Source organism: Microbispora siamensis (genome assembly GCF_016863095.1).
Lineage (GTDB): Bacteria > Actinomycetota > Actinomycetes > Streptosporangiales > Streptosporangiaceae > Microbispora > Microbispora siamensis.
Window position 1 is genome coordinate 1 of record NZ_BOOF01000020.1, and the last position, 19,151, is coordinate 19,151.

Genomic DNA, 19,151 nt, shown 5'->3' on the forward strand with positions numbered 1-19,151 from the left:
GGCCCGGCCGCCCGCCGTACGCGTGCCACGGTCAGGAGGCCGGTTCCGGCACCCGCGCGTGTGTGGTGAGCCGCCGGGCCCGGCCGAGCACGACGGTGTCGCCGGTCAGCAGGATGTCCGTACGCAGGGGGCGGTCGGCGGCGGACGGGCCGGCGGTGAGCGCGATGACGCCCGGTTCGACGATCCTGCGCAGGCCGGGATCGGTGTAGGAGAAGGCGTCCGTGGGGATCTCGAAGACCACCTCGCGGGTCTGCCCGGGCGCGAGCGGCACCCTGGCGAAGCCGACGAGTTGCGCGACGGGCCGGGCCACCTGCGCCACCGGGTCGGAGGCGTACAGCTGCACGACCTCCTCCGCCGGTCTGGTGCCGGTGTTGGTGACGGTCACCCGCGCCTCGACCGTGCCGTCCGTGGGGCACCGCTCCGCCGAGGTCGTCATCGCGTCGTAGGTGACGGTCGTGTACGACAGCCCGTGGCCGAAGGGGAAGGCCGGGGTCGGGTCGGACACGGAGATGCCGTCGGTGCGCAGTCCCAGGGGCGGCTGGAGGTAGGTGGAGGGGTTGACGAAGGGGGAGCCGGGGATCTGGACGGGCAGGCGGCCTGAGGGCTCGACCCGGCCGCTGAGCACCCCCGCGATCGCCGTGCCTCCCTCCACTCCGGGCAGGAACGCCTGGAGCGCGGCGGCGGCCCGGCCGGCGTAGTCGCCCACGGCGTACGGGCGGCCGGACACCACGACCAGCACGGTCGGCGTGCCGGTGGCCAGGACCGCCTCGACCAGTTCCCCCTGCACCCCGGGCAGGCCGAGGTGGGCGGCGTCGCAGCCCTCGCCGGAGGTGCCGTTGCCGAACAGCCCGGCCCGGTCGCCGACGAACAGCAGGGCGAGGTCCGACTGCCCGGCCAGGGCGGCGGCCTCGGCGATGCCCGAGGTGTCGTCGCCGGACACGTCGGCGCCCCGGGCGAAGTGCAGGCCGGCATCGGGGAACTCGGCCCGCAGAAGGTCCAGGACGGGCGCGATGGGCAGGCCCATGCCGTGGTCGGGGAAGCGGTCGAGCACGTGGTTGGGGAAGGCGTAGCAGCCGAGCAGCGTCTGCGGGTCGTCGGCGCACGGGCCGATGACGGCGATCCTGGCGGTCGTCCCGGCGGCGATGGGCAGCACGCCGGTGGGGTTGGCCAGCAGCACCACCGAGCGCTCGGCCACGGTGCGGGCCAGGTCACGGTTGCGTGGGCTGTCCAGGTCGACCTCGCCGGCGCCCTCGGGCACGAGGGGGCCGCCGTCGAGCAGGCCGAGTTCGATCTTCTGCCGCAGCACCCGGCGCACGGCCTCGTCGACCAGGGCCTCCTCCACGTGGCCGGCCCGGACCTGCTCGACCAGGCGGGCGCCGTAGCCGACCGTGTCGGGCAGTTCCACGTCGATGCCCGCGCGCAGCGCGACCGCGCCGGCGTGCGCCTCGTCGGCGGCGACGTGGTGCATCATGGCCAGGAACGGCACCGCCCAGTAGTCGGCCACGACCGTGCCGTCGAATCCCCACTGGTCGCGCAGCACCCCGCGCAGCAGTCCGGCGTTGGCGCCGACGGGTACGCCGTCGACGTCGGTGTAGGAGTTCATGACCGATCGGGCGCCGCCCTCGCGGATGGCCGTCTCGAACGGCGGGAGGATGACGTCGGCCATCTCTCGGGGGCCGATGCTGACCGGGGCGTGGTTGCGACCCGCCCGGGAGGCGGCGTATCCGGCGAAGTGCTTGAGCGTCGCGATGATCCCGGCGTTCTCCAGGCCGCGTACGTAGGCCGCGCCGATCTGGCCCACCAGGTAGGGGTCCTCGCCGAGGGTCTCCTCGACCCGGCCCCAGCGGTAGTCGCGCACCACGTCGAGGACCGGCGACAGGCCCTGGTGGACGCCGACGGCGCGCAGGTCGTCGCCGATGGCCCGGGCCATCCGCTCAACCAGCGCGGGGTCGAAGGTCGCGGCCCAGGCCAGCGGGGTGGGGTAGGCGGTCGCGCCGTAGGTGGCGAACCCGGTCAGGCACTCCTCGTGCGCGATGGCCGGGATGCCGAACCGGTTGGCCGCGATCACCTGCTCCTGCAGCTTCCGCAGCCCGGCCGCCCCCTCCGCCGGGCTCAGCGGCGCCGTGCCGTACACCCGGGTCAGATGACCCACCCCGTCGCGCATACGGTCGGCGAGGTCCGCGCCGTCCTTCATGAACAGGTCCTGCAACGGTGCGACGTTGCCGCCCGCCGCCTCCGAGCCGGCGGGCGAGATGTCGACCCACACCGATCCGAGCTGGGCGGCCTTCTCCTCCAGCGTCATCTCGGCCAGCAGCGCCTCCACGCGCTCGTCGAGAGGCCGGTCGCCGTCCCGCCAGGGCGCGAGCCCCGGCGCGTCTACGAATGTCATGACATCCCTTGCTTGTCGATCCATCGCATGGGGCTCGGCCCCGGAAGACGCCGTACGGGGTTCAGGCGGCGATCGGCCCGGCCGTGCCCGCGCCGCGGCGGCGGTAGACGGCGGTACGCGAGCAACCGCATCGAGCGCCCCCTGCTCATCTGAACTGTCGTCTGGACTGTCGTCCGAAAGTTTCTCAATCAGGACCGATAGTTTATGTGGACTCTAGGCCGCTGCGCTGGAGGTCGTCAAGGAAGCGGCGGTGAGATATCCGAAACATTCGGGTGAGTGTCCGAAAGTATGACGCTAAACTGCGGCCATGACCACGACCAGGGAGCCGACACCGCCCGAACGCATGCCCTCCCGGCCGCTGACCATCGCCCAGATCGCCGAGCTGGCGGGGGTGTCCCCCGCGACCGTCTCCAAGGTCGTCAACGGCAGGTCCGAGGTCGCCCCCGAGACTCGGGCCCTGGTCGAGGACCTGATCCGCGAGCACGGGTACCGCCGGCAGAAGAAGCGCCCCACCGCCGCTCCTCTCATCGAGCTGGTCTTCAACGAGCTGGAGGGCGCGTACGCGATGGAGGTCATCAAGGGGGTCGAGCAGGTGGCGCGCGAGCACGACCTGGCGGTGGTCGTCTCCGAGCTGCAGGACCACCCTGACGGCAGGGGCTGGATCGAGGGGGTGATCGGCCGCCGTCCCTGCGGCGTGATCGTGGTCTTCTCCGGCCTCACCCGGGCCCAGCGCGAGCAGCTCAGGACCCGGGACATCCCCGTGGTGCTGGTCGATCCCACCGGCGATCCCGGGCACGAGCTGCCCTCGGTGGGCGCGGGCAACTGGAGCGGCGGCCTGTCGGCCGCGCGCCACCTGCTTGAGCTGGGACACCGGCGCATCGCCCTCATCACCGGCCCCGCCCACGCGCTGTCCAGCCGCGCCCGGCTCGACGGGTTCCGCGCCGCGATGGACACCGCGGGCGTGCCGACCGACCCGGGGCTCGTCCGGCAGGGCGACTTCAGCGCGGAGGACGGCCTGGCGCACGCCCGCTCCCTGCTCGCGCTGCCCCGGCCGCCGACCGCCGTGTTCGCCTTCAACGACGCGCAGGCCATGGGCGTGTACCAGGCGGCCCACGAGATGGGGCTGCGCATCCCCGACGAGCTGAGCGTGGTCGGCTTCGACGACCTGCCGATGGCGCAGTGGCTCATCCCCGCGCTGACCACGGTCCGCCAGCCGCTGACCGAGATGGCCGCCGCCGCCGCGGCCATGGTGGTCGCCCTCGCCCGCGGGGAGACCCCGCCGCAGAACCGCCTCGAACTCACCACCAGCCTCGTCGTACGCGGCAGCACCGCCCCGCTCGTGGCCTGAAGTTTCGGAACACAGACAGAAATTTCGGCACCGGCATCCTCGCGCCTGATCCCGCCGCTGATCCTCCCGTGAGGGCTGGTCGCGTCGGCTGCCCGCGAAGGCGGGACCCGCGTCAGAAACATTCGGAATCACTACGAAATTTTCTGCGAAGATCCATGCCGATACAGGGCTGCCTGTATCAGGTGCTTACGGTCTGATCCTTTCCAGGACTCCGGTAACGGCCGCCGTCAGCGGCCAGAGTAAAGTACGCCAAATGGTGTATATGCCCAGATCAGCGAGGTAAAGGGTGGCGGTACAGGCAGTCCTGAAGCGTGTCGCCCTTGACACCAGGCCCCTGAGCATTCCCGCATACCGGCGGCTGCTGGTGGGGCAGGGGGTCTCCTTCATCGGCTTCCAGCTCACCTCGGTGGCCGTGAGCGGGCAGGTGTACAGCATCACGGGGTCGTCCCTGTGGGTGGGCATGCTCGGGCCGGTGAGCCTCGTCCCGCTTGTCGTCTTCGGCCTGTGGGGCGGCGCGGTCGCCGACGCGATGGACCGCCGCCGGCTCCTGCTGGCCGGCTCGGTGGTGGCCTGGCTGTCGACCGTCGCCCTGCTGCTGCACGCCTGGTCGGGGCTCGGCAGCGTCCATCTCATCCTCGCCGTCATCGCCCTGCAGTCGATCGGCTTCGCCGTCACCTCGGCGACGCGCGGCGCGATCATTCCCCGCATCGTGCCGACCGAGCGGGTGCCCGCGGCCAACACCCTCAACTTCCTCGTCAGCAGCATCGGCACGGTGGTCGGGCCGCTGCTGGCCGGGGTGGTGCTCGCCAAGGGCGGGTACGCCACCGCGTATCTCATCGACGCCGTCCTGTTCGGCGCCGGCTTCTACGCGGCCGTACGGCTGCCGACGCTGGCGCCCGTCGGCGAGATCTCCAGGCCGGGTTTCCGCTCGGTCGTCGACGGGCTCAGATACGTGGTGAGCAGGCCCGTCGTGCTCATGTCGTTCGTGGTGGACATCATCGCGATGGCGTTCGCGATGCCGAGGGCGCTGTTCCCGGAGATGGCGGCCGAGCGCTTCGGCGGGTCGGCAGTGGCGTTCGGCTGGCTGTCGGCGAGCATCGCCATCGGGGCGGTCGTCGCCGGCGTCTTCTCCGGCTGGGTCGGCCGCGTACGCCGCCAGGGGGTGGCGCTCACGCTCGTGATCGCACTGTGGGGCGTGACGGTGGCCGCGGCGGCGCTGGCGCAGCCGTTGTGGCTGGTCGTGGCGTTGCTGGCGATCGGCGGCGCGACCGACCTCGCCTCCGCCGTCTGGCGGCAGACGATCCTGCAGACCTACGCGCCCGACGAGATGCGCGGACGCCTGCAGGGGGTGTTCATGGTCGTCGTCGCGGGCGGGCCCCGCCTGGGCGACCTGCGGGCGGGCGCCACCGCGGACGCCTTCGGGCTCGTGCCCTCCTGGGCGGGCGGCGGCCTGGTGTGCGCCCTGCTCGTCCTGGTGACCGGTTTCGGCGTGTCCGCCTTCCGGCGGTACGACGCCCTGGCGAGCCGCCCGGACACCCGCTGAGCCGTTCGATCAGGCGCGGGTCTCAGGGCCGGGCCTCGCCGCGTACGCAGAAGGAGATGGGGCTGCGGACGCGGCCGGGGAAGAAGAAGCGCTCCAGCGACCCGACGGTGAAGCCGGCCGCCTCGATCGCCGCCACGCTGTCGCGGCCCGTGTGGCAGCCGCCGGTCAGGCACGGCCACACGGTCGCGTCCAGCAGGTCCTGCGCCCTGGCCCAGCCCGTGGGCCCGGCGCGGACGTGTTCGAGGAAGCGCAGCCGCCCGGCCGGGGCCAGCACCCGGCGTATCTCCCGCAGCCCGGCGGCGGGATCGGGCAGCGAGCACAGCACGAACGACACCACCGCCGCGTCGAACTCGCCGTCCCCGGCCGGGAGCCGGTCGGCCAGGCCGCCGACGACCTCGATCCGCGCCCGCGCTCCACGGGCGGCGTGGCGGGCGATCGCCCGCAGCCTCGGTTCGGGCTCGACGGCCAGCACGCCGGTGACGGACGGCGGATAGTGGGCGAAGTTCAGCCCGTTGCCCGCGCCGACCTCGATCACCCGGCCGGACAGCCCCGCCACCAGCGCCTCACGCTGCCCGGTCATGCCGTGCCGGTCGAGCACCTGGCTGAACCAGGTGTAGAAGCGGGCGAACAGCGGATGGCTGACCCCGGTCGTCGGCATGGCGTCCCCCTTCCCCGTCCCTCCTTCATTCCCGCCCGGCACGAACCCTCATGACCTGCGGCATTACCGAATCGGGGCAAAACGGTCGTGGTCGCCACCGGCCATCGCGGGTACGGGCCCGATGGACGACGCGTTGGACGACGAGGCGAGCGCGGCGACGCGGCGGCACTCGCGGGCCGGCCCACTCCGGGCGGCGTGACGCGGAAAGGAAGCGACCATGACCTCTGCCGTGACCTCCGCGGCGACGCCTGGGGCGGAACCGGCCCGGCTGCCGCTCATCGGCGACAGGGCGCCGGACTTCGAGGCCGAGAGCACCCACGGGCCGGTCCGGCTCGCCGACTATGCCGGGCGGTGGCTGGTGCTGTTCAGCCACCCGGCCGACTTCACCCCGGTGTGCACCACCGAGTTCGTCGCGTTCGCCGAGCTGGCGGAGGAGTTCGCCGCCAGGAACGTCGCCCTGCTCGGCAACTCGGTCGACTCCGTGCACAGCCACCTCGCCTGGACGCGGGCGATCGAGGACAGGCTCGGCGTGCGGATCCCCTTCCCGATCATCGCCGACCTCGACACGCGGGTGTCCCGCGCGTACGGCATGCTCCACCCGAACGCGTCCGCGACGGCGGCGGTCCGCGCGGTGTTCGTGATCGACCCGGAGTCGGTCGTCCGCGCGATCCTCTACTACCCGATGAACGCGGGGCGGATGGTCCCCGAGATCCTCAGGCTCGTGGACGCGCTGCAGACGGCCGATCGCGACGGCGTCTCCTGCCCGGCCAACTGGCGGCCCGGCGACGACGTGCTGCTGGGCGCGCCGAAGACCCAGGCCGAGGTGGAGGCGAGGCTGGCCGACGAGCGGCTCAAGCTCGTCGACTGGTATCTCGCCAGCCTCCCCGGCCGCGGCGCCTGACCGTACGCCCCCCGCCGGGTTCCGGTCAGCGGGAGCGGGGCGCCGCGCGTGCCGCCGGTCCGGTTAGCGTGCGGGTCGTGGCAGGAACAGCGGCATGACCACCCGCGAGGAGGCGCTGGCCCGGCTCACCGCCCCGGGCGCTCCCTTCGAGGTGCGCGTCGAGGACGTGCTCGGCGAGCCGATGGAGGTCTTCGCGCACCGGCAGCGTTCGCTCGGCGAGATCCTCCGCGCGTCGCTCCGCTTCGGCGACCGGGAGTATCTGGTGGCCGGGGAGAGCCGGCTGACGTTCGCCGGGCACCACGAGGCGGTGTGCGCGCTGGCCGCGGCCCTGCGCGACGAGTACGGCGTGCGCAAGGGCGACCGGGTCGCTATCTGCGCCGCGAACCGGCCGGAGTGGATCATCGCCTTCTGGGCGGCGGTCTCGCTCGGCGCGGTCGCCGTCGGGATGAACTCGATGTGGGCCGCCCCGGAGATCGCCCACGGCCTCGGTCTCACCGAGCCCGCCGTCCTCGTCGCCGACGCGCCGCGCCGGGCGCTCGCCGGCGAGCCCGGCATCCCGGTGCTGTCGATCGAGGACGACCTGCCGGCGCTCGTCGAGCGGCATCGGGGCGCGGCGCAGCCCGTGGAGGCCGTGGACGAGGACGACCCGGCGGTCATCCTGTTCACCAGCGGGACGACGGGACGGCCGAAGGGCGCCACCCACTCCCACCGCAACGTGATCGCCGCCGTCTGGTTCCACCTGCTGAACGACGCGGTCGCCGCGGAGACGGGCCGTCCGCAGGCGGGGCGGCGCTTCCTGCTGGTGACCCCGCTCTTCCACATCGCGGCCCTGCACAACCTCGCCGTCGTCCGCCTGGCCGTCGGCGACACCGCTGTGCTGCATCTGGGCCGCTTCGACATCGCCCGCGTGCTGCGGCTCATCGAGAAGGAACGGGTGACGAACTGGGGCGCCGTGCCGACGATGCTCTCCCGCCTGGTCGAGCACGACCTCTCGCCGTACGACCTGACCTCGCTGCGCACGGTCTCGGTGAACAGCGCGCCCTCCTCCCCGGCGCTCAAGCAGCGGCTGCGGGAGGTGCTGCCGCGGGCCGGCGCGGCCCTCGGGACGACCTACGGCCTGACCGAGTCGTCCACGGCGGCGACGCTCGCGTCCGCCGCCGAGTTGCTGGCCGACCCGGGCACGGTCGGCGGGCCGGTGCCCACGATGCGGGTGGAGATCCGCGGGCCCGGCGGCGAGCGGGTGCCCGACGGCGTCGATGGGGAGATCTGCCTGCGCGGCGCGCAGATGATGCTGGGCTACTGGGGCGACCCGGAGGCGACGCGGGCGGCGAGCGCCCCCGGCGGGTGGTTCCGCACGGGCGACCTCGGCCGCATCGTGGACGGCCGGCTGCACGTGTCGAGCCGGCGGTCCGACCTGATCCTGCGGGGCGGGGAGAACGTCTACCCGGCCGAGGTCGAGGACCGGATCGGCACGCATCCGGCGGTGCGCGAGTGCGTCGTGCTGGGAGTGCCGCACCACGATCTCGGCCAGGAGGTCGCCGCCGTGGTGGTGGTGAGGCCGGGCGCGGAGGTGACCGAGCGCGAGCTGCGGGAGCACACCGCCGCCGGCCTCGCCCGATACAAGGTGCCGTCGCGCTGGACGATCAGGACCGAGCCCCTGCCCCGCAACGCCACAGGGAAGGTGAACCGCACGCAGGTCAGCATCTGAGCGCCATCTTCCGGTAGAACTCCTCTGTGACTCATATGGTGACAAACTGGGCGGGCAACATCGCGTTCCGGGCCGCGGCGGTCGAGCGGCCCTCCTCCGTGGAGGAGGTGCGCGCCCTGGTGGCGCGGAGCGAGAAGGCCCGCGTGCTGGGCAGCGGCCACTCCTTCAACCACATCGCCGACTCCCCGGGCGCGCTGATCTCGCTCGACGCGCTGCCGCCGGAGATCGAGATCGACGGCGCCTCGTCCACCGTGCGGGTCGCCGCGAGCGTCCGGTACGGCGAGCTGGGCCGTCGTCTGCACGACAAGGGCTACGCCCTGCCCAACCTCGCGTCCCTGCCGCACATCTCGGTGGCGGGCTCCTGCGCGACCGGAACCCACGGCTCGGGCGACGCCAACGGCGGTCTCGCCACCTCCGTACGCGCGATCGAGATGGTGACCGCCGACGGCGACCTCGTCACGCTGAGCCGCGACGCGGACGGCGACCGGTTCGCCGGGGCCGTCGTCGCGCTGGGAGCCCTCGGCGCGGTCGTCGCCATGACACTCGACGTCGTGCCGTCGTTCGACGTCCGCCAGCGCGTGTACGAGGGCCTGCCGGCCGAGGTGCTGGACGACCAGTTCGACGCCGTCATGTCCGCCGCCTACAGCGTCAGCCTGTTCACCGACTGGCGGACCTCCCGGATCAACCAGGTCTGGGTCAAGGAGCGGGTGGGCGCGTCCGGCGCGGACCCCGCCGAGGCGGCGGCCGTGAGCGGGCTCGCGGGGGACGCCGCCGCGGGCGGCCTGGAGGGGGCCACGGCCGCCGGAGGGCTCTACGCCGCCGAGCCGGGCGGCGGCTTCTTCGGGGCGACGCCGGCCGACGGCCCGAGGCATCCCGTGCCGGGCATGTCGGCGGTGCACTGCACGGCCCAGCTGGGCGTCCCCGGCCCCTGGTTCGAGCGCCTGCCGCACTTCCGGCCCGACTTCACCCCCAGCAGCGGCGAGGAGCTCCAGGCGGAGTACATGGTGCCCCGGCGGCACGCGGCCGCGGCGTTCCACGCCCTCGACGGGATCCGCGACCGCATCGCCCCGGTCCTGCAGATCTCCGAGATCCGCACGATCGCCGCGGACGACCTGTGGCTGAGCCCGAGCCAGGGCCGCGACACGGTGGCCTTCCACTTCACCTGGATCAAGGACGCCGCCGCCGTGACGCCCGTGCTCACCGCGATCGAGGAGTGCCTGGCGCCGTTCGACGCGCGGCCCCACTGGGGGAAGCTCTTCACCCTCCCCGCGGACGTCCTGCGCTCCCGCTACGAGCGCCTGGACGACTTCGCGGCGCTGGCGCGCCACTACGACCCGCGCGGCGTCTTCGCCAACGAGTTCGTCGAGCGGTACGTCCTCGGCTGATCGCCGGTTCGTCCCCTGATGACCGGGTAAGTCCCGGGGATCGCGGGGGATGACGATGCGCATCGAGGATTACGCGCTCATCGGCGACATGCACACGGCCGCCCTGGTCGGGCGCGACGGTTCGGTGGACTGGCTGTGCCTGCCGCGCTTCGACTCCGGAGCCTGCTTCGCGGCGCTCCTGGGCGGCCGGTCGGCGGGACGCTGGCTGCTGGCCCCGGCGGGCGGGGGGACGTGCACCGGGCGCCGCTACCGCGACGGCACGCTGGTCCTGGAGACGACCTGGGACATGCCCGGCGGGTGCGTGCGGGTCCTCGACTTCATGCCGCCACGCGGGGAGGCGCCCGACCTGGTGCGGATCGTGGAGGGCGTGCGGGGCCGGGTGGAGATGCGCACGGAACTGCTGCTGCGCTTCGAATACGGCGCCGTGATCCCCTGGGTGCGGCACCGCGAGGGGGAGCTGGCCGTCGTCGCCGGCCCCAACGCCGCCTGGCTCCAGTCGCCCGTCGAGCTCACCCACGACTCCCGCCTCCGCGGGACGACCGCCTCGTTCGCCGTCGCGGCGGGAGACCGGGTGCCGTTCGTCCTCACCTGGCAGCAGTCGTGGCAGGGCCGGCCGCGGCGGCTGGAGGCGGCCGAGGAGCTGGCCGCCACCGACCGGCTGTGGAAACAGTGGCTCGGCCGGTGCCGCTACCAGGGGGAGTACGGCGAGGCTGTGGGCAGCAGCCTCCTCGCGCTCAAGGCCCTCACGTACGCCCCCACCGGCGGCATCGTCGCGGCGCCCACGACCTCGCTGCCCGAGCAGATCGGCGGCCCGCGCAACTGGGACTACCGCTACAGCTGGCTGCGGGACGCGTCGTTCACCCTCCAGGCGCTGATGGGCGCGGGCTACGCGGACGAGGCGACGGCCTGGCGCGACTGGCTGCTGCGGGCCGTCGCCGGGGACCCCGCCGACCTGCAGATCATGTACACGGTCGACGGCAGCAGGCACATACCCGGGTGGACCGTCGACTGGCTGCCGGGATACGAGGGATCGCGGCCGGTGCGGGTCGGCAACGCCGCCTCGCGGCAGTTCCAGCTCGACGTGTACGGCGAGGTGATCGACTGCCTCTACCGGGCCAAGGAGGCGGGCCTGCGGCCGGACGAGGAGGCGTGGGACCTGCAGTGCGCGCTCATGGAGTATCTGGAGGGGGCGTGGCGGGAGCCCGACAACGGGCTGTGGGAGGTGCGCGGCCCGCGCCGCGACTTCGTCCACTCCAAGATCTTCGCCTGGGTGGCGGCGGACCGCATGGTCCGCTCGGTGGAGAAGCTGGGACAGGACGGCCCCGTCCGCCGCTGGCGCGCGCTGCGTGAGGAGATCCACCGCGACGTGTGCGCGCGCGGCTACGACCCCGACCGCAACACCTTCACCCAGTTCTACGGGTCGAAGGGCCTCGACGCCGCGCTGCTGCTCATTCCCCGGCTCGGCTTCCTGCCCCTGGACGACCCTCGGGTGTCCGGCACCGTCGACGCGGTGTGCCGCGAACTGACGGAGGACGGCCTCGTCCTGCGTTACCGGCCCGAGGCCGACGACGTGGACGAACTGCCGGGCGGGGAGGGTGTCTTCATCGCCTGTTCCTTCTGGCTCGCCCACGCGCTCGCGCTGATCGGCCGCCGCGACCGGGCGCGGCGCCTGTTCGAGCGCCTGCTGTCCCTGCGCAACGACGTCGGCCTGCTGTCGGAGGAGTACGACGTCCGCGAGGGGCGCCAGTCCGGCAACTTCCCCCAGGCCTACAGTCATGTGTCCGTCGTGAACGCGGCCCGGGCCCTGGCCGCGCCGGGAACATCTGACTGACAGATGTCGTCCATCTGTTTCCCGCGCATCTCGCGACCTCCCCTCCGCCACCTGCGGCGTTGCATGATGCAAGCGAGGGGTCCGGGTCTTCGGCCCGGCCCCGTCTGGGAGAAGAGGTGACGCGACATGGTGCGACCAGGTCTGGCCCGCCGCCCGGACGTGACGGAGCTGCGCCAGACGTACGACCGGGCGGGATCGACCGCTCCCGCGCAGGTCATGGACGGGGTGACGTTCCTCGCCGGGCTCTACCTCGCCATTTCGCCGTGGATCGTGGGCTTCAGCGGTTTCGGCGGCCTGGCGATCAACAACCTGATCGTCGGGCTGACGGTCGCGGCGCTCGCGATGAGCTGCGCGTCCGCCTTCGGCCGCACGTACGGCATGAGCTGGGTGACGCCGGTGCTGGGCGTCTGGACGATCATCGCGCCGTGGGTGATCCGCGGCCGGCCGGCGACCACCGCGACCATCTGGGACAACGTGGTCACCGGGGCGATCATCTTCCTGTTCGGCCTCGGCGCGCTGGCGTTCGCCGCCAACTACCGGCAGCACCAGCACGGCGGCGCGCGGCGGGGGGTCGGCGCACCGGGCGGCGAGTGGTAGCCGCCGCGCCTGCGCGGGCTGTGCCGAGAACGGCGTACGGCACAGCCCGCGCCGACGGAGGTCAGGCGGCGTACACCTGCCGTCCCGCGACGTACGTGAGCGCCGCGCGGGCCGCCGCGATCTCCTCCACGGGCGCCGCGAACGGGTCGCGGTCCAGGACGACCAGGTCGGCGAGCATGCCCGGGGCGATCGTCCCGGTCTCGTCGAGGTGGTTCACCCGGGCCGAGCCCGCGGTGTAGGCGGTGAGCGCGGTCGCCAGGTCGAGCGCCTGACCCGGGAGGAAGGGCGTGGTGCCGCTCTCCCTGGCCCGGTTGACCGCCACGTGGATGCCCCAGATCGGGTCGGGGCTGCTCACCGGCCAGTCGCTGCCCATGGCGAGCGGCGTGCCGGCCTGATGCAGGGCGCCGAACGGGTACTGCCACGCCGCCCGCTCCTCGCCCAGGTAGGGAATGGTCAGCTCGTCCATCTGCGGCTCGTGGCAGGCCCAGAACGGCTGCATGTTGGCGGTGACGCCCTCCTCGGCGAACCGGGGCACGTCCTGCGGCCGGACGACCTGGATGTGGGCGACGTGGTGGCGGTTGCCCGACGGGCCGTTGGCGGCGCGCGCGGCGGCGACCGCGTCGAGTGCGGCGGTGACCGCCCGGTCGCCGATGGCGTGGAAGTGGACCTGGAAGCCCTCGGCGTCCAGCATCGTCACGTAGCGGGGGAGCTCGGCGTAGTCCACGAAGCCGATCCCGCGGTTGCCCGTGACGCAGCCGCACCCGTCGAGGTACGGCTCGTGCATGGCGGCCGTGAAGTTCTCCGCCACGCCGTCCAGCATGATCTTGACGCTCGCGGCGGCGAAACCGCCCTCGGCGGTCCGGCGGCCGACCAGGTCGGGGATCTGCTCGGCGCCGCGCTCGCGGTCCCACCACAGCGCGCCCCGCACCCGGGCGGTGAGCCGCCCGGACTCGGCCACGTCGAGGTAGACGGGGGTGACGTCGCGGTGCCCGGCGTAGTCGCCGAGGATCGCGTCCTGCCACGCCGTGATGCCCAGCGAGTGCAGGTGCGCCTGGGCGACGAGCAGGGCCTCGACGTAGTCCTCGTGCGAGGTCTCCGGCAGGTGCGGCTCGACCAGCGCCATCGCGCCCTCGTGCAGGGTGCCGGTCGGCTCGCCGTCCGCGTCGCGCTCGATGCGCCCGCTGGCCGGGTCGGGGGTGTCGCGGGTGATCCCGGCCACGCGCAGCGCCGCCGAGTTCACCCACGCGCTGTGGTGGTCCCGGTTGGGCAGGAACACCGGACGGCCGGGCACGATCGCGTCGAGGTCCTCCTTCACCGGGGTCCCGCCGGGGAAGGCGTCCATCGACCAGCCGCCGCCCGTGATCCACTCGTCGTCCGGACGGGCGGCAGCGTAGGCGGCGACGGCGTCCAGGTAACCCCGGCGGTCGGAGATCCCGGACAGGTCGCAGCGCAGCCGTTCCAGGCCGCCCATCACCGGGTGCGCGTGCGCGTCCTGGAAGCCGGGCGCGAGCAGCCGGCCCGCCAGGTCCACGACCTCGGTCCCGGGCCCGCGCAGGTCGCGTACGTCATGGTCGTCGCCGACGGCGACGACACGGCCGTCCCGTACGGCCACCGCCCGCGCTCGCGGCGCGGCGGGGTCGGCGGTGAAGACGTGGCCGTTCACGAACAGCAGGTCCGCGTGCATCTGTCGTCGTCCTCTCAGCTCTTGAAGTCCGTCCAGACCTTGTCGTAAAGATCCAGGGCGGTCTGGGAGCACGGCGGCACGGGCTGCGCGAGCGCGGCCTTGTCCGCGGGCGGGGTGATCGCCGGATCCTTCGCGAGGTCCTTGTCCATGTACGCGTCCGAGCCGGTCACGGCGTTGGCGTAGCCCACGAAGTTGGTCGCCTCGGCGGCGTTCTTCGGGTCGAGCATCCAGTTGATGAAGATCTTGGCGTTGTCGACGTTGCGCGCCCCCTTGGGGACGGCGAAGTTGTCCTGCCACAGCGGCAGGCCCTCGGAGGGGTAGACCCAGGTGATGCCCTTGTTCTTCACCGAGGCCCGGTGGAAGGCGCCGTTCCACATCATGGCCAGCGTGGTCTCGCCCGACGTCATCCGGTCGATCTGGCCGTCGGAGCTGATCACCTTGAGCTTGCCCTTGACCCCGGAGAGCAGCGCCTGCACCTTCTGGTAGTCGGCCGGCGTCTCGCTGCACGGTTTGGCGCCGACGGCGCGCAGCGCCGCGGCGACCACCTCGTTGGAGTCGTTCAGTATGCCCATGTTGCCGCTCGCGCCGGCCGGCGGGTTGAAGAACTCCGCCCAGCTGGTGACCTTGCCGCCGACCTTCGCCTCGTCGACCGCGATGCCCGTGGTGCCGTGCATGTAGGGGGCGGTGAACTTGCGCCCCTGGTCGAAGTACACGTCCTTGAACTCGGGCTGGATGTTCTTGCCGTTGGGGAAGGTGTCGGTGTCGATCTCCTGCAGCAGGCCGAGCTGGACCATCTGCTGCACCATGTAGTCGCTCGGCACGATCACGTCGTAGCCGGTGCCGCCGGCCTGCAGCTTGGCCAGCAGCCCCTCGTTGGACTCGAAGGTGTCCAGGTGCACCTTGATCCCGGTCTCGGACTCGAAGCGCTTGAGCAGGTCGGGGGAGATGTAGTCGGTCCAGTTGTAGAGGTTCAGCTCGCCGCTCCCCTTGGCGGGGAACGCCGCCGAGCCGCCGGCCGAGGAGCCGGAGTCCGAGCCGGAGGCGGCGGCGCCGGTCGAGCCGCCGCCGCAGGCGGCGAGCGCGAGCACGCCCGCCCCGAGAAGGGCCGTGAGGGGGAGGAGCCGGTGCTTCGAAACCATGTGCGGTCAGCCTCTCTTGCGGCCGGCGAAGTACGCCGCCGCGAGAACGAGCAGGGAGACGAGGAGGATCAGGGTGGACAGCGCGTTGACGGCCGGGGTGATGCCGACGCGGAGCATGCCGTAGATGTAGATCGGGAGCGTGGTGGTGCCCGGTCCGGCGACGAAGAAGGTGATCAGGAAGTCGTCGAGGGAGACGATGAAGGCCATCAGCGCCCCGGCGACGATGCCGGGGGCCAGCAGTGGGAGGGTGACCCGGCGGAACACCCGCCAGGGCGAGGCGCCGAGGTCGGCGGCGGCCTCGAACACCCGCTGGTCCATGTCGGCCAGCCGGGCCCGGATCGGCAGCAGCGCGAACGGCACGCAGAACGCGATGTGCGCGAGGGTCACGGTCGTCATGCCCAGCGGCACGTCGAGGAAGGCGAACATCGCCAGCGTCGCGACCGCGAGCACGATCTCCGGCAGCACCAGCGGCGCGCCGGCGACCAGCATGACCGCCCCCCGCGCCGTACGGCGCAGCGCGGCCAGGCCGAGGGCGATGCCGATGGCCAGCACGACCGAGCAGACCGTGGCGACGGCCGCGACCTGGAGCGAGGTCAGCGTCGCGTTCCTGATGTCGGCGTTGGCCACCACGTCGCCGAACCAGTGGAGGCTGAAGCCCTCCCAGATCGTGGCGATCCTGCCGGTGTTGAACGCGTACACCACGACGACGAGCAGGGGGAGGTAGAGGAAGACCAGCAGCAGGACAGAGACGGTGGCGAAGGCGGGGAAGCGCCGCAGGTCGACGCGTCGCGTACGGTTCACATCAGGCTCACCTTCTGGCCGCCGCGGCGACCCGCCAGCGCGAACCCCATGAGGGTCAGCAGGGTGAGGACCAGCAGGGCGACCGCCACGGCCGAGCCGAGCGGCCAGTTGCGGGAGGCGCCGAACTGCTGCTCGATGAGGTTGCCGATCATCAGCGACTTGCCGCCGCCCAGCAGCTGCGGCTGGAGGAACGCGCCGAGCGACGGGATGAAGACCAGCACGACCCCGGCGACGAGCCCGGGCCGCACGGCCGGGTAGACGACCCGCCGCAGGATGGTCAGCCGCCGGGCGCCGAGGTCGTAGGCCGCCTCGGCCAGGCGGAAGTCGAACTTCTCCGCGCTGGAGTAGACCGGCAGGATCATGAACGGCAGCGACACGTAGACCAGCCCGACGGCGGTCGCGAACGGCGTGTAGAGCAGCCCGATCGGCGTGCCGAGCAGGCCGCTGACGGGCCCGTTGTCGTTGAGGATCAGCACCCAGGCGTACGTCCGCACGAGCGTGTTGGTCCAGAACGGGATCGTCACGGCGAAGACGAGCAGCGCCCGCGTGCGCGGCGACCTGGTGGCCATCCACACCGCCATCGGGAAGGCGAGGACGGCGCAGCAGACGGTCGTGAGCGCGGCGAGCCAGATCGACTGCCAGAACACGCCGATGTAGCGGGGGTCGAAGATCTTCGAGCCGTCGAGCTGCGTGTCGAACAGCAACCGGACGTAGGAGTCGACGGAGAACGGCCCGGCGACGCCGACGCCGAACATGCCGCGCGACATGAACGAGTAGGCCACGACGATGACCAGCGGAGCGCCGACCAGGGCCAGCAGGAAGAGCGTGCCCGGCAGCACCGAGGACCGGGCGCCCTGACCGGCCGGCCGGTGGACGCGGCGGGCTCCTGAGGAGGACGCGCGCCCCGGCCGGGTCCTTGCGGTCCCGGGGGCGGCCGAGGCGGCCAGGCCGTCCGCCGGGTCGTCCGCCGGGGGCTGCGCGGTCCCCGGCGTGAGCGGCGTCACGGGGTCCGTCACGAAGCCACCGCCCAGCCGCGGCCCGGCAGCACGTCCAGGCCGACCCGTGTGCCGGGTTCGGGGAACGCGGCGCCCACCGGCAGCCGCACCACGACCTGCTCGCCGCCGGCGAGTTCGGCGCCGACGCGCACGTCGCTGCCGACGTAGACGGACTCGCGTACGACCCCGTGCAGGGGGGCGTCCGCACCCCCGATCACCAGATGTTCCGGGCGCAGGGCGATCGTCACCTCGCCTCCGCCGCCGCCCGTGTCGCCCATGTCGCCCGCGCCGCTCACTCTGTCGGCGGGGAGCACGTCGCCGCCCCTGAGCCGGAAACCGGCGTCGGTGCGCTCGGCGGTCAGGAAGCTGGTCTCGCCGATGAAGTCGGCGACGAACCTGTTGGCCGGCCGCTCGTAGACCTCCTGCGGCGTGCCGACCTGCGCGACGGTGCCCTCCTGGAACACCGCGAGCCGGTCGCCGAGCGAGATGGCCTCCTCCTGGTCGTGGGTGACGAAGACGAAGGTCACCCCCGTCGTCTGCTGGATCCGTTTCAGCTCCGTCTGCATGCCACGGCGCAGCTTGAGGTCGAGCGCGGCGAGCGGCTCGTCGAGCAGCAGCACCTCGGGCCGCTTGGCGAGCGCCCGGGCGAGGGCGACGCGCTGCTGCTGGCCGCCAGACAGCTGGGCGGGCCTGCGCCTGCCGTGCTCCGGCAGGCGTACCAGTTCCAGCGCCTCGGCCACGAGCGGGGCCGCCTCCTTGCGGCTCATCCCCTCCATCTCCAGGCCGAAGGAGACGTTCTCGGCGACGGTGAGGTGGGGGAACAGCGCGTAACTCTGGAAGACGGTGTTGACCCGGCGCTTGTACGGCGGAAGCACGTCCAGCCGCTCGGAGCCGAGCCAGACCTCTCCCTCGTCCGGGTACTCGAGACCGGCGATCGTACGCAGGAGCGTGGTCTTGCCGCATCCCGAGGGGCCCAGCAGGACGAAGAACTCCGCGGGCTCGATCGCGAGGGAGACGTCGTCGAGCGCCGTGACGATCCCGCCCTCCGGCGCGGGGAAGCGGCGCGTGACTCCCTTGATCCGAAGCCCGTCATGAGACGCCGCTGAAGTCATGGGCGACCTCCGAAAGAGCAGCTGAGCGGCCTCGGCAGAGGGCGGGCCGCAATGGGGTGGGGAAAGAGAAGCACGACGTAAACGGCGTTGTCAACGGTGATGACAACGCTTCTTGTGTTGTGAAGAATGTGTCGCGACGATCACGTCTCACTGAGGAGAATGTGCTCATGCCCCCACGCCGTACCGTCGCGCTCTCCCAGGAGCTGATCGTCACCGCCTGCCTCGAACTCGTCGAAAGCGGCGGCCCGGGCGCCCTGACGTTCCGCAACATCGGCCGGCGTCTCGGCGTGGACGCGACGGCGGTCTACCGGCACTTCCGGGACAAGGACGACCTCGTGCGGGCGCTGGCCGACCGGCTGTACGAGGAGGCGCTGGCCGGGTTCGCCCCCGGGGAGGACTGGCTGGACACGCTGCGGGACGCGGCCATGCGCGTCTACCGAGCCTTCGCCGGCCACCCCCAGGCCGCGGTGCTGGCGGCCAGCCGGTCGACCCGGCGCGAGGCCGAGATAAACGCCATCGAGGTGCTGCTCGACGCGCTGCGCCAAGGGGGCTTCGAACCGCCGGAGGCGGCGCGCTACGAGCGTGCTCTCGGCGACCACGTCCTGGCCTGGGCGGCCTTCGAGGCGTCGTTCGTGATGCTCCCGCCGGAGGTGCGCGAGGGCGACGCCGGGGCGCCGCTGGTCTACGCGGCGCAGAGCCGGGAGCGCTATCCGCGGCTCGCCGAGTGCGCCCCCCACCTGCCGCCCGTCACGGTCCCCCAGTTCGAGACCGCGCTGGAGATCTTCCTCGTCGGCCTGCGCACGCTCGCCCCCGAACGGCCCTCCGACACAGAGCCCGTCACCCCAGGGCCCGTCACGCCGGAGCCCGTCACGCCGGAGCCCGTCACGCCGGAGCCCGTCGGCACGGAGCCCGTCGGCCAGGGCTGAGCCGGGAAAAGGGGACGACACAAGATCGGGTGGCGGGCTAGGGTGGCGGGCCAAGGGGCGGCTCCTGGACGTGCTTCCTTCTCGATCTTCGAAATCGCTTTAGCGCGTCCGTTCTCCGCCCCGTCTCACTTTTC

15 protein-coding genes are annotated in these 19,151 nt (G+C 72.6%); 8 read left to right on the forward strand and 7 right to left on the reverse strand.

What is annotated here, in order from left to right:
- Window positions 1-31: 31 nt before the first annotated feature.
- Window positions 32-2,389, reverse strand: a complete 2,358-nt coding sequence (locus Msi02_RS18585) for a beta-xylosidase/alpha-l-arabinosidase (protein ID WP_204049539.1) — start codon at window positions 2,387-2,389, stop codon at window positions 32-34.
- 343 nt (window positions 2,390-2,732) lie between these two features.
- On the opposite strand from Msi02_RS18585, the gene Msi02_RS18590 reads away from it, so the two are divergent.
- Entirely contained in the window at window positions 2,733-3,737 is a 1,005-nt protein-coding gene (locus Msi02_RS18590; protein WP_204049614.1) for a LacI family DNA-binding transcriptional regulator, read from the forward strand.
- Between the two features lie 286 nt (window positions 3,738-4,023).
- Window positions 4,024-5,280: an MFS transporter gene (locus Msi02_RS18595; RefSeq protein WP_079320006.1), complete on the forward strand. Its 1,257-nt coding sequence runs from the start codon at window positions 4,024-4,026 to the stop codon at window positions 5,278-5,280.
- 22 nt (window positions 5,281-5,302) lie between these two features.
- On the opposite strand, the gene Msi02_RS18600 is transcribed toward Msi02_RS18595, so the two are convergent.
- Window positions 5,303-5,938, reverse strand: a complete 636-nt coding sequence (locus Msi02_RS18600) for a class I SAM-dependent methyltransferase (protein WP_204049540.1) — start codon at window positions 5,936-5,938, stop codon at window positions 5,303-5,305.
- 217 nt (window positions 5,939-6,155) lie between these two features.
- On the opposite strand from Msi02_RS18600, the gene Msi02_RS18605 reads away from it, so the two are divergent.
- The 5 genes from Msi02_RS18605 to Msi02_RS18625 all read left to right on the forward strand — a co-directional run bounded on the left by Msi02_RS18605 (window position 6,156) and on the right by Msi02_RS18625 (window position 12,360).
- Window positions 6,156-6,839: a peroxiredoxin gene (locus Msi02_RS18605; protein WP_204049541.1), complete on the forward strand. Its 684-nt coding sequence runs from the start codon at window positions 6,156-6,158 to the stop codon at window positions 6,837-6,839.
- A gap of 94 nt (window positions 6,840-6,933) precedes the next feature.
- Entirely contained in the window at window positions 6,934-8,547 is a 1,614-nt protein-coding gene (gene casG / locus Msi02_RS18610) for a steroid-24-oyl-CoA synthetase (protein WP_204049542.1), read from the forward strand.
- Between the two features lie 35 nt (window positions 8,548-8,582).
- A complete protein-coding gene (locus tag Msi02_RS18615) occupies window positions 8,583-9,932 on the forward strand; it encodes a D-arabinono-1,4-lactone oxidase (protein ID WP_204049615.1) in 1,350 nt (449 codons plus the stop codon).
- A 55-nt stretch (window positions 9,933-9,987) separates the two neighbouring features.
- Window positions 9,988-11,763 carry a glycoside hydrolase family 15 protein gene (locus tag Msi02_RS18620; protein WP_373308281.1) on the forward strand — a complete coding sequence of 592 codons (1,776 nt, stop codon included), beginning with the start codon at window positions 9,988-9,990 and terminating at the stop codon, window positions 11,761-11,763.
- 126 nt (window positions 11,764-11,889) lie between these two features.
- On the forward strand, window positions 11,890-12,360 hold the full coding sequence (locus Msi02_RS18625) for an SPW repeat protein (protein ID WP_204049544.1): 471 nt from the start codon (window positions 11,890-11,892) through the stop codon (window positions 12,358-12,360).
- 61 nt (window positions 12,361-12,421) lie between these two features.
- Here the strand turns inward: Msi02_RS18625 and Msi02_RS18630 are convergent, their stop codons facing one another.
- From Msi02_RS18630 to Msi02_RS44555, 5 genes are read right to left on the reverse strand one after another with little or no spacing between them, the layout of a single operon-like run.
- Window positions 12,422-14,044 carry an amidohydrolase gene (locus tag Msi02_RS18630; protein ID WP_204049545.1) on the reverse strand — a complete coding sequence of 541 codons (1,623 nt, stop codon included), beginning with the start codon at window positions 14,042-14,044 and terminating at the stop codon, window positions 12,422-12,424.
- 14 nt (window positions 14,045-14,058) lie between these two features.
- A complete protein-coding gene (locus Msi02_RS18635; RefSeq protein ID WP_204049546.1) occupies window positions 14,059-15,183 on the reverse strand; it encodes an extracellular solute-binding protein in 1,125 nt (374 codons plus the stop codon).
- Window positions 15,184-15,189: 6 nt separating this feature from the next.
- Window positions 15,190-15,984, reverse strand: coding sequence for an ABC transporter permease (locus Msi02_RS18640; protein ID WP_204049547.1), 795 nt, complete (start codon window positions 15,982-15,984; stop codon window positions 15,190-15,192).
- Window positions 15,981-17,000, reverse strand: a complete 1,020-nt coding sequence (locus Msi02_RS18645) for an ABC transporter permease (RefSeq protein WP_204049548.1) — start codon at window positions 16,998-17,000, stop codon at window positions 15,981-15,983. The genes Msi02_RS18640 and Msi02_RS18645 overlap by 4 nt, the downstream gene beginning before the upstream one ends.
- On the reverse strand, window positions 16,997-18,091 hold the full coding sequence (locus Msi02_RS44555) for an ABC transporter ATP-binding protein (RefSeq protein ID WP_204049549.1): 1,095 nt from the start codon (window positions 18,089-18,091) through the stop codon (window positions 16,997-16,999). Before Msi02_RS44555 ends, Msi02_RS18645 begins: the two co-directional genes overlap by 4 nt.
- Window positions 18,092-18,258: 167 nt before the next feature.
- Here Msi02_RS44555 and Msi02_RS18655 point away from each other — a divergent pair, with 167 nt between their 5' ends.
- Window positions 18,259-19,017: a TetR/AcrR family transcriptional regulator gene (locus Msi02_RS18655; protein ID WP_204049550.1), complete on the forward strand. Its 759-nt coding sequence runs from the start codon at window positions 18,259-18,261 to the stop codon at window positions 19,015-19,017.
- Window positions 19,018-19,151 lie beyond the last annotated feature (134 nt).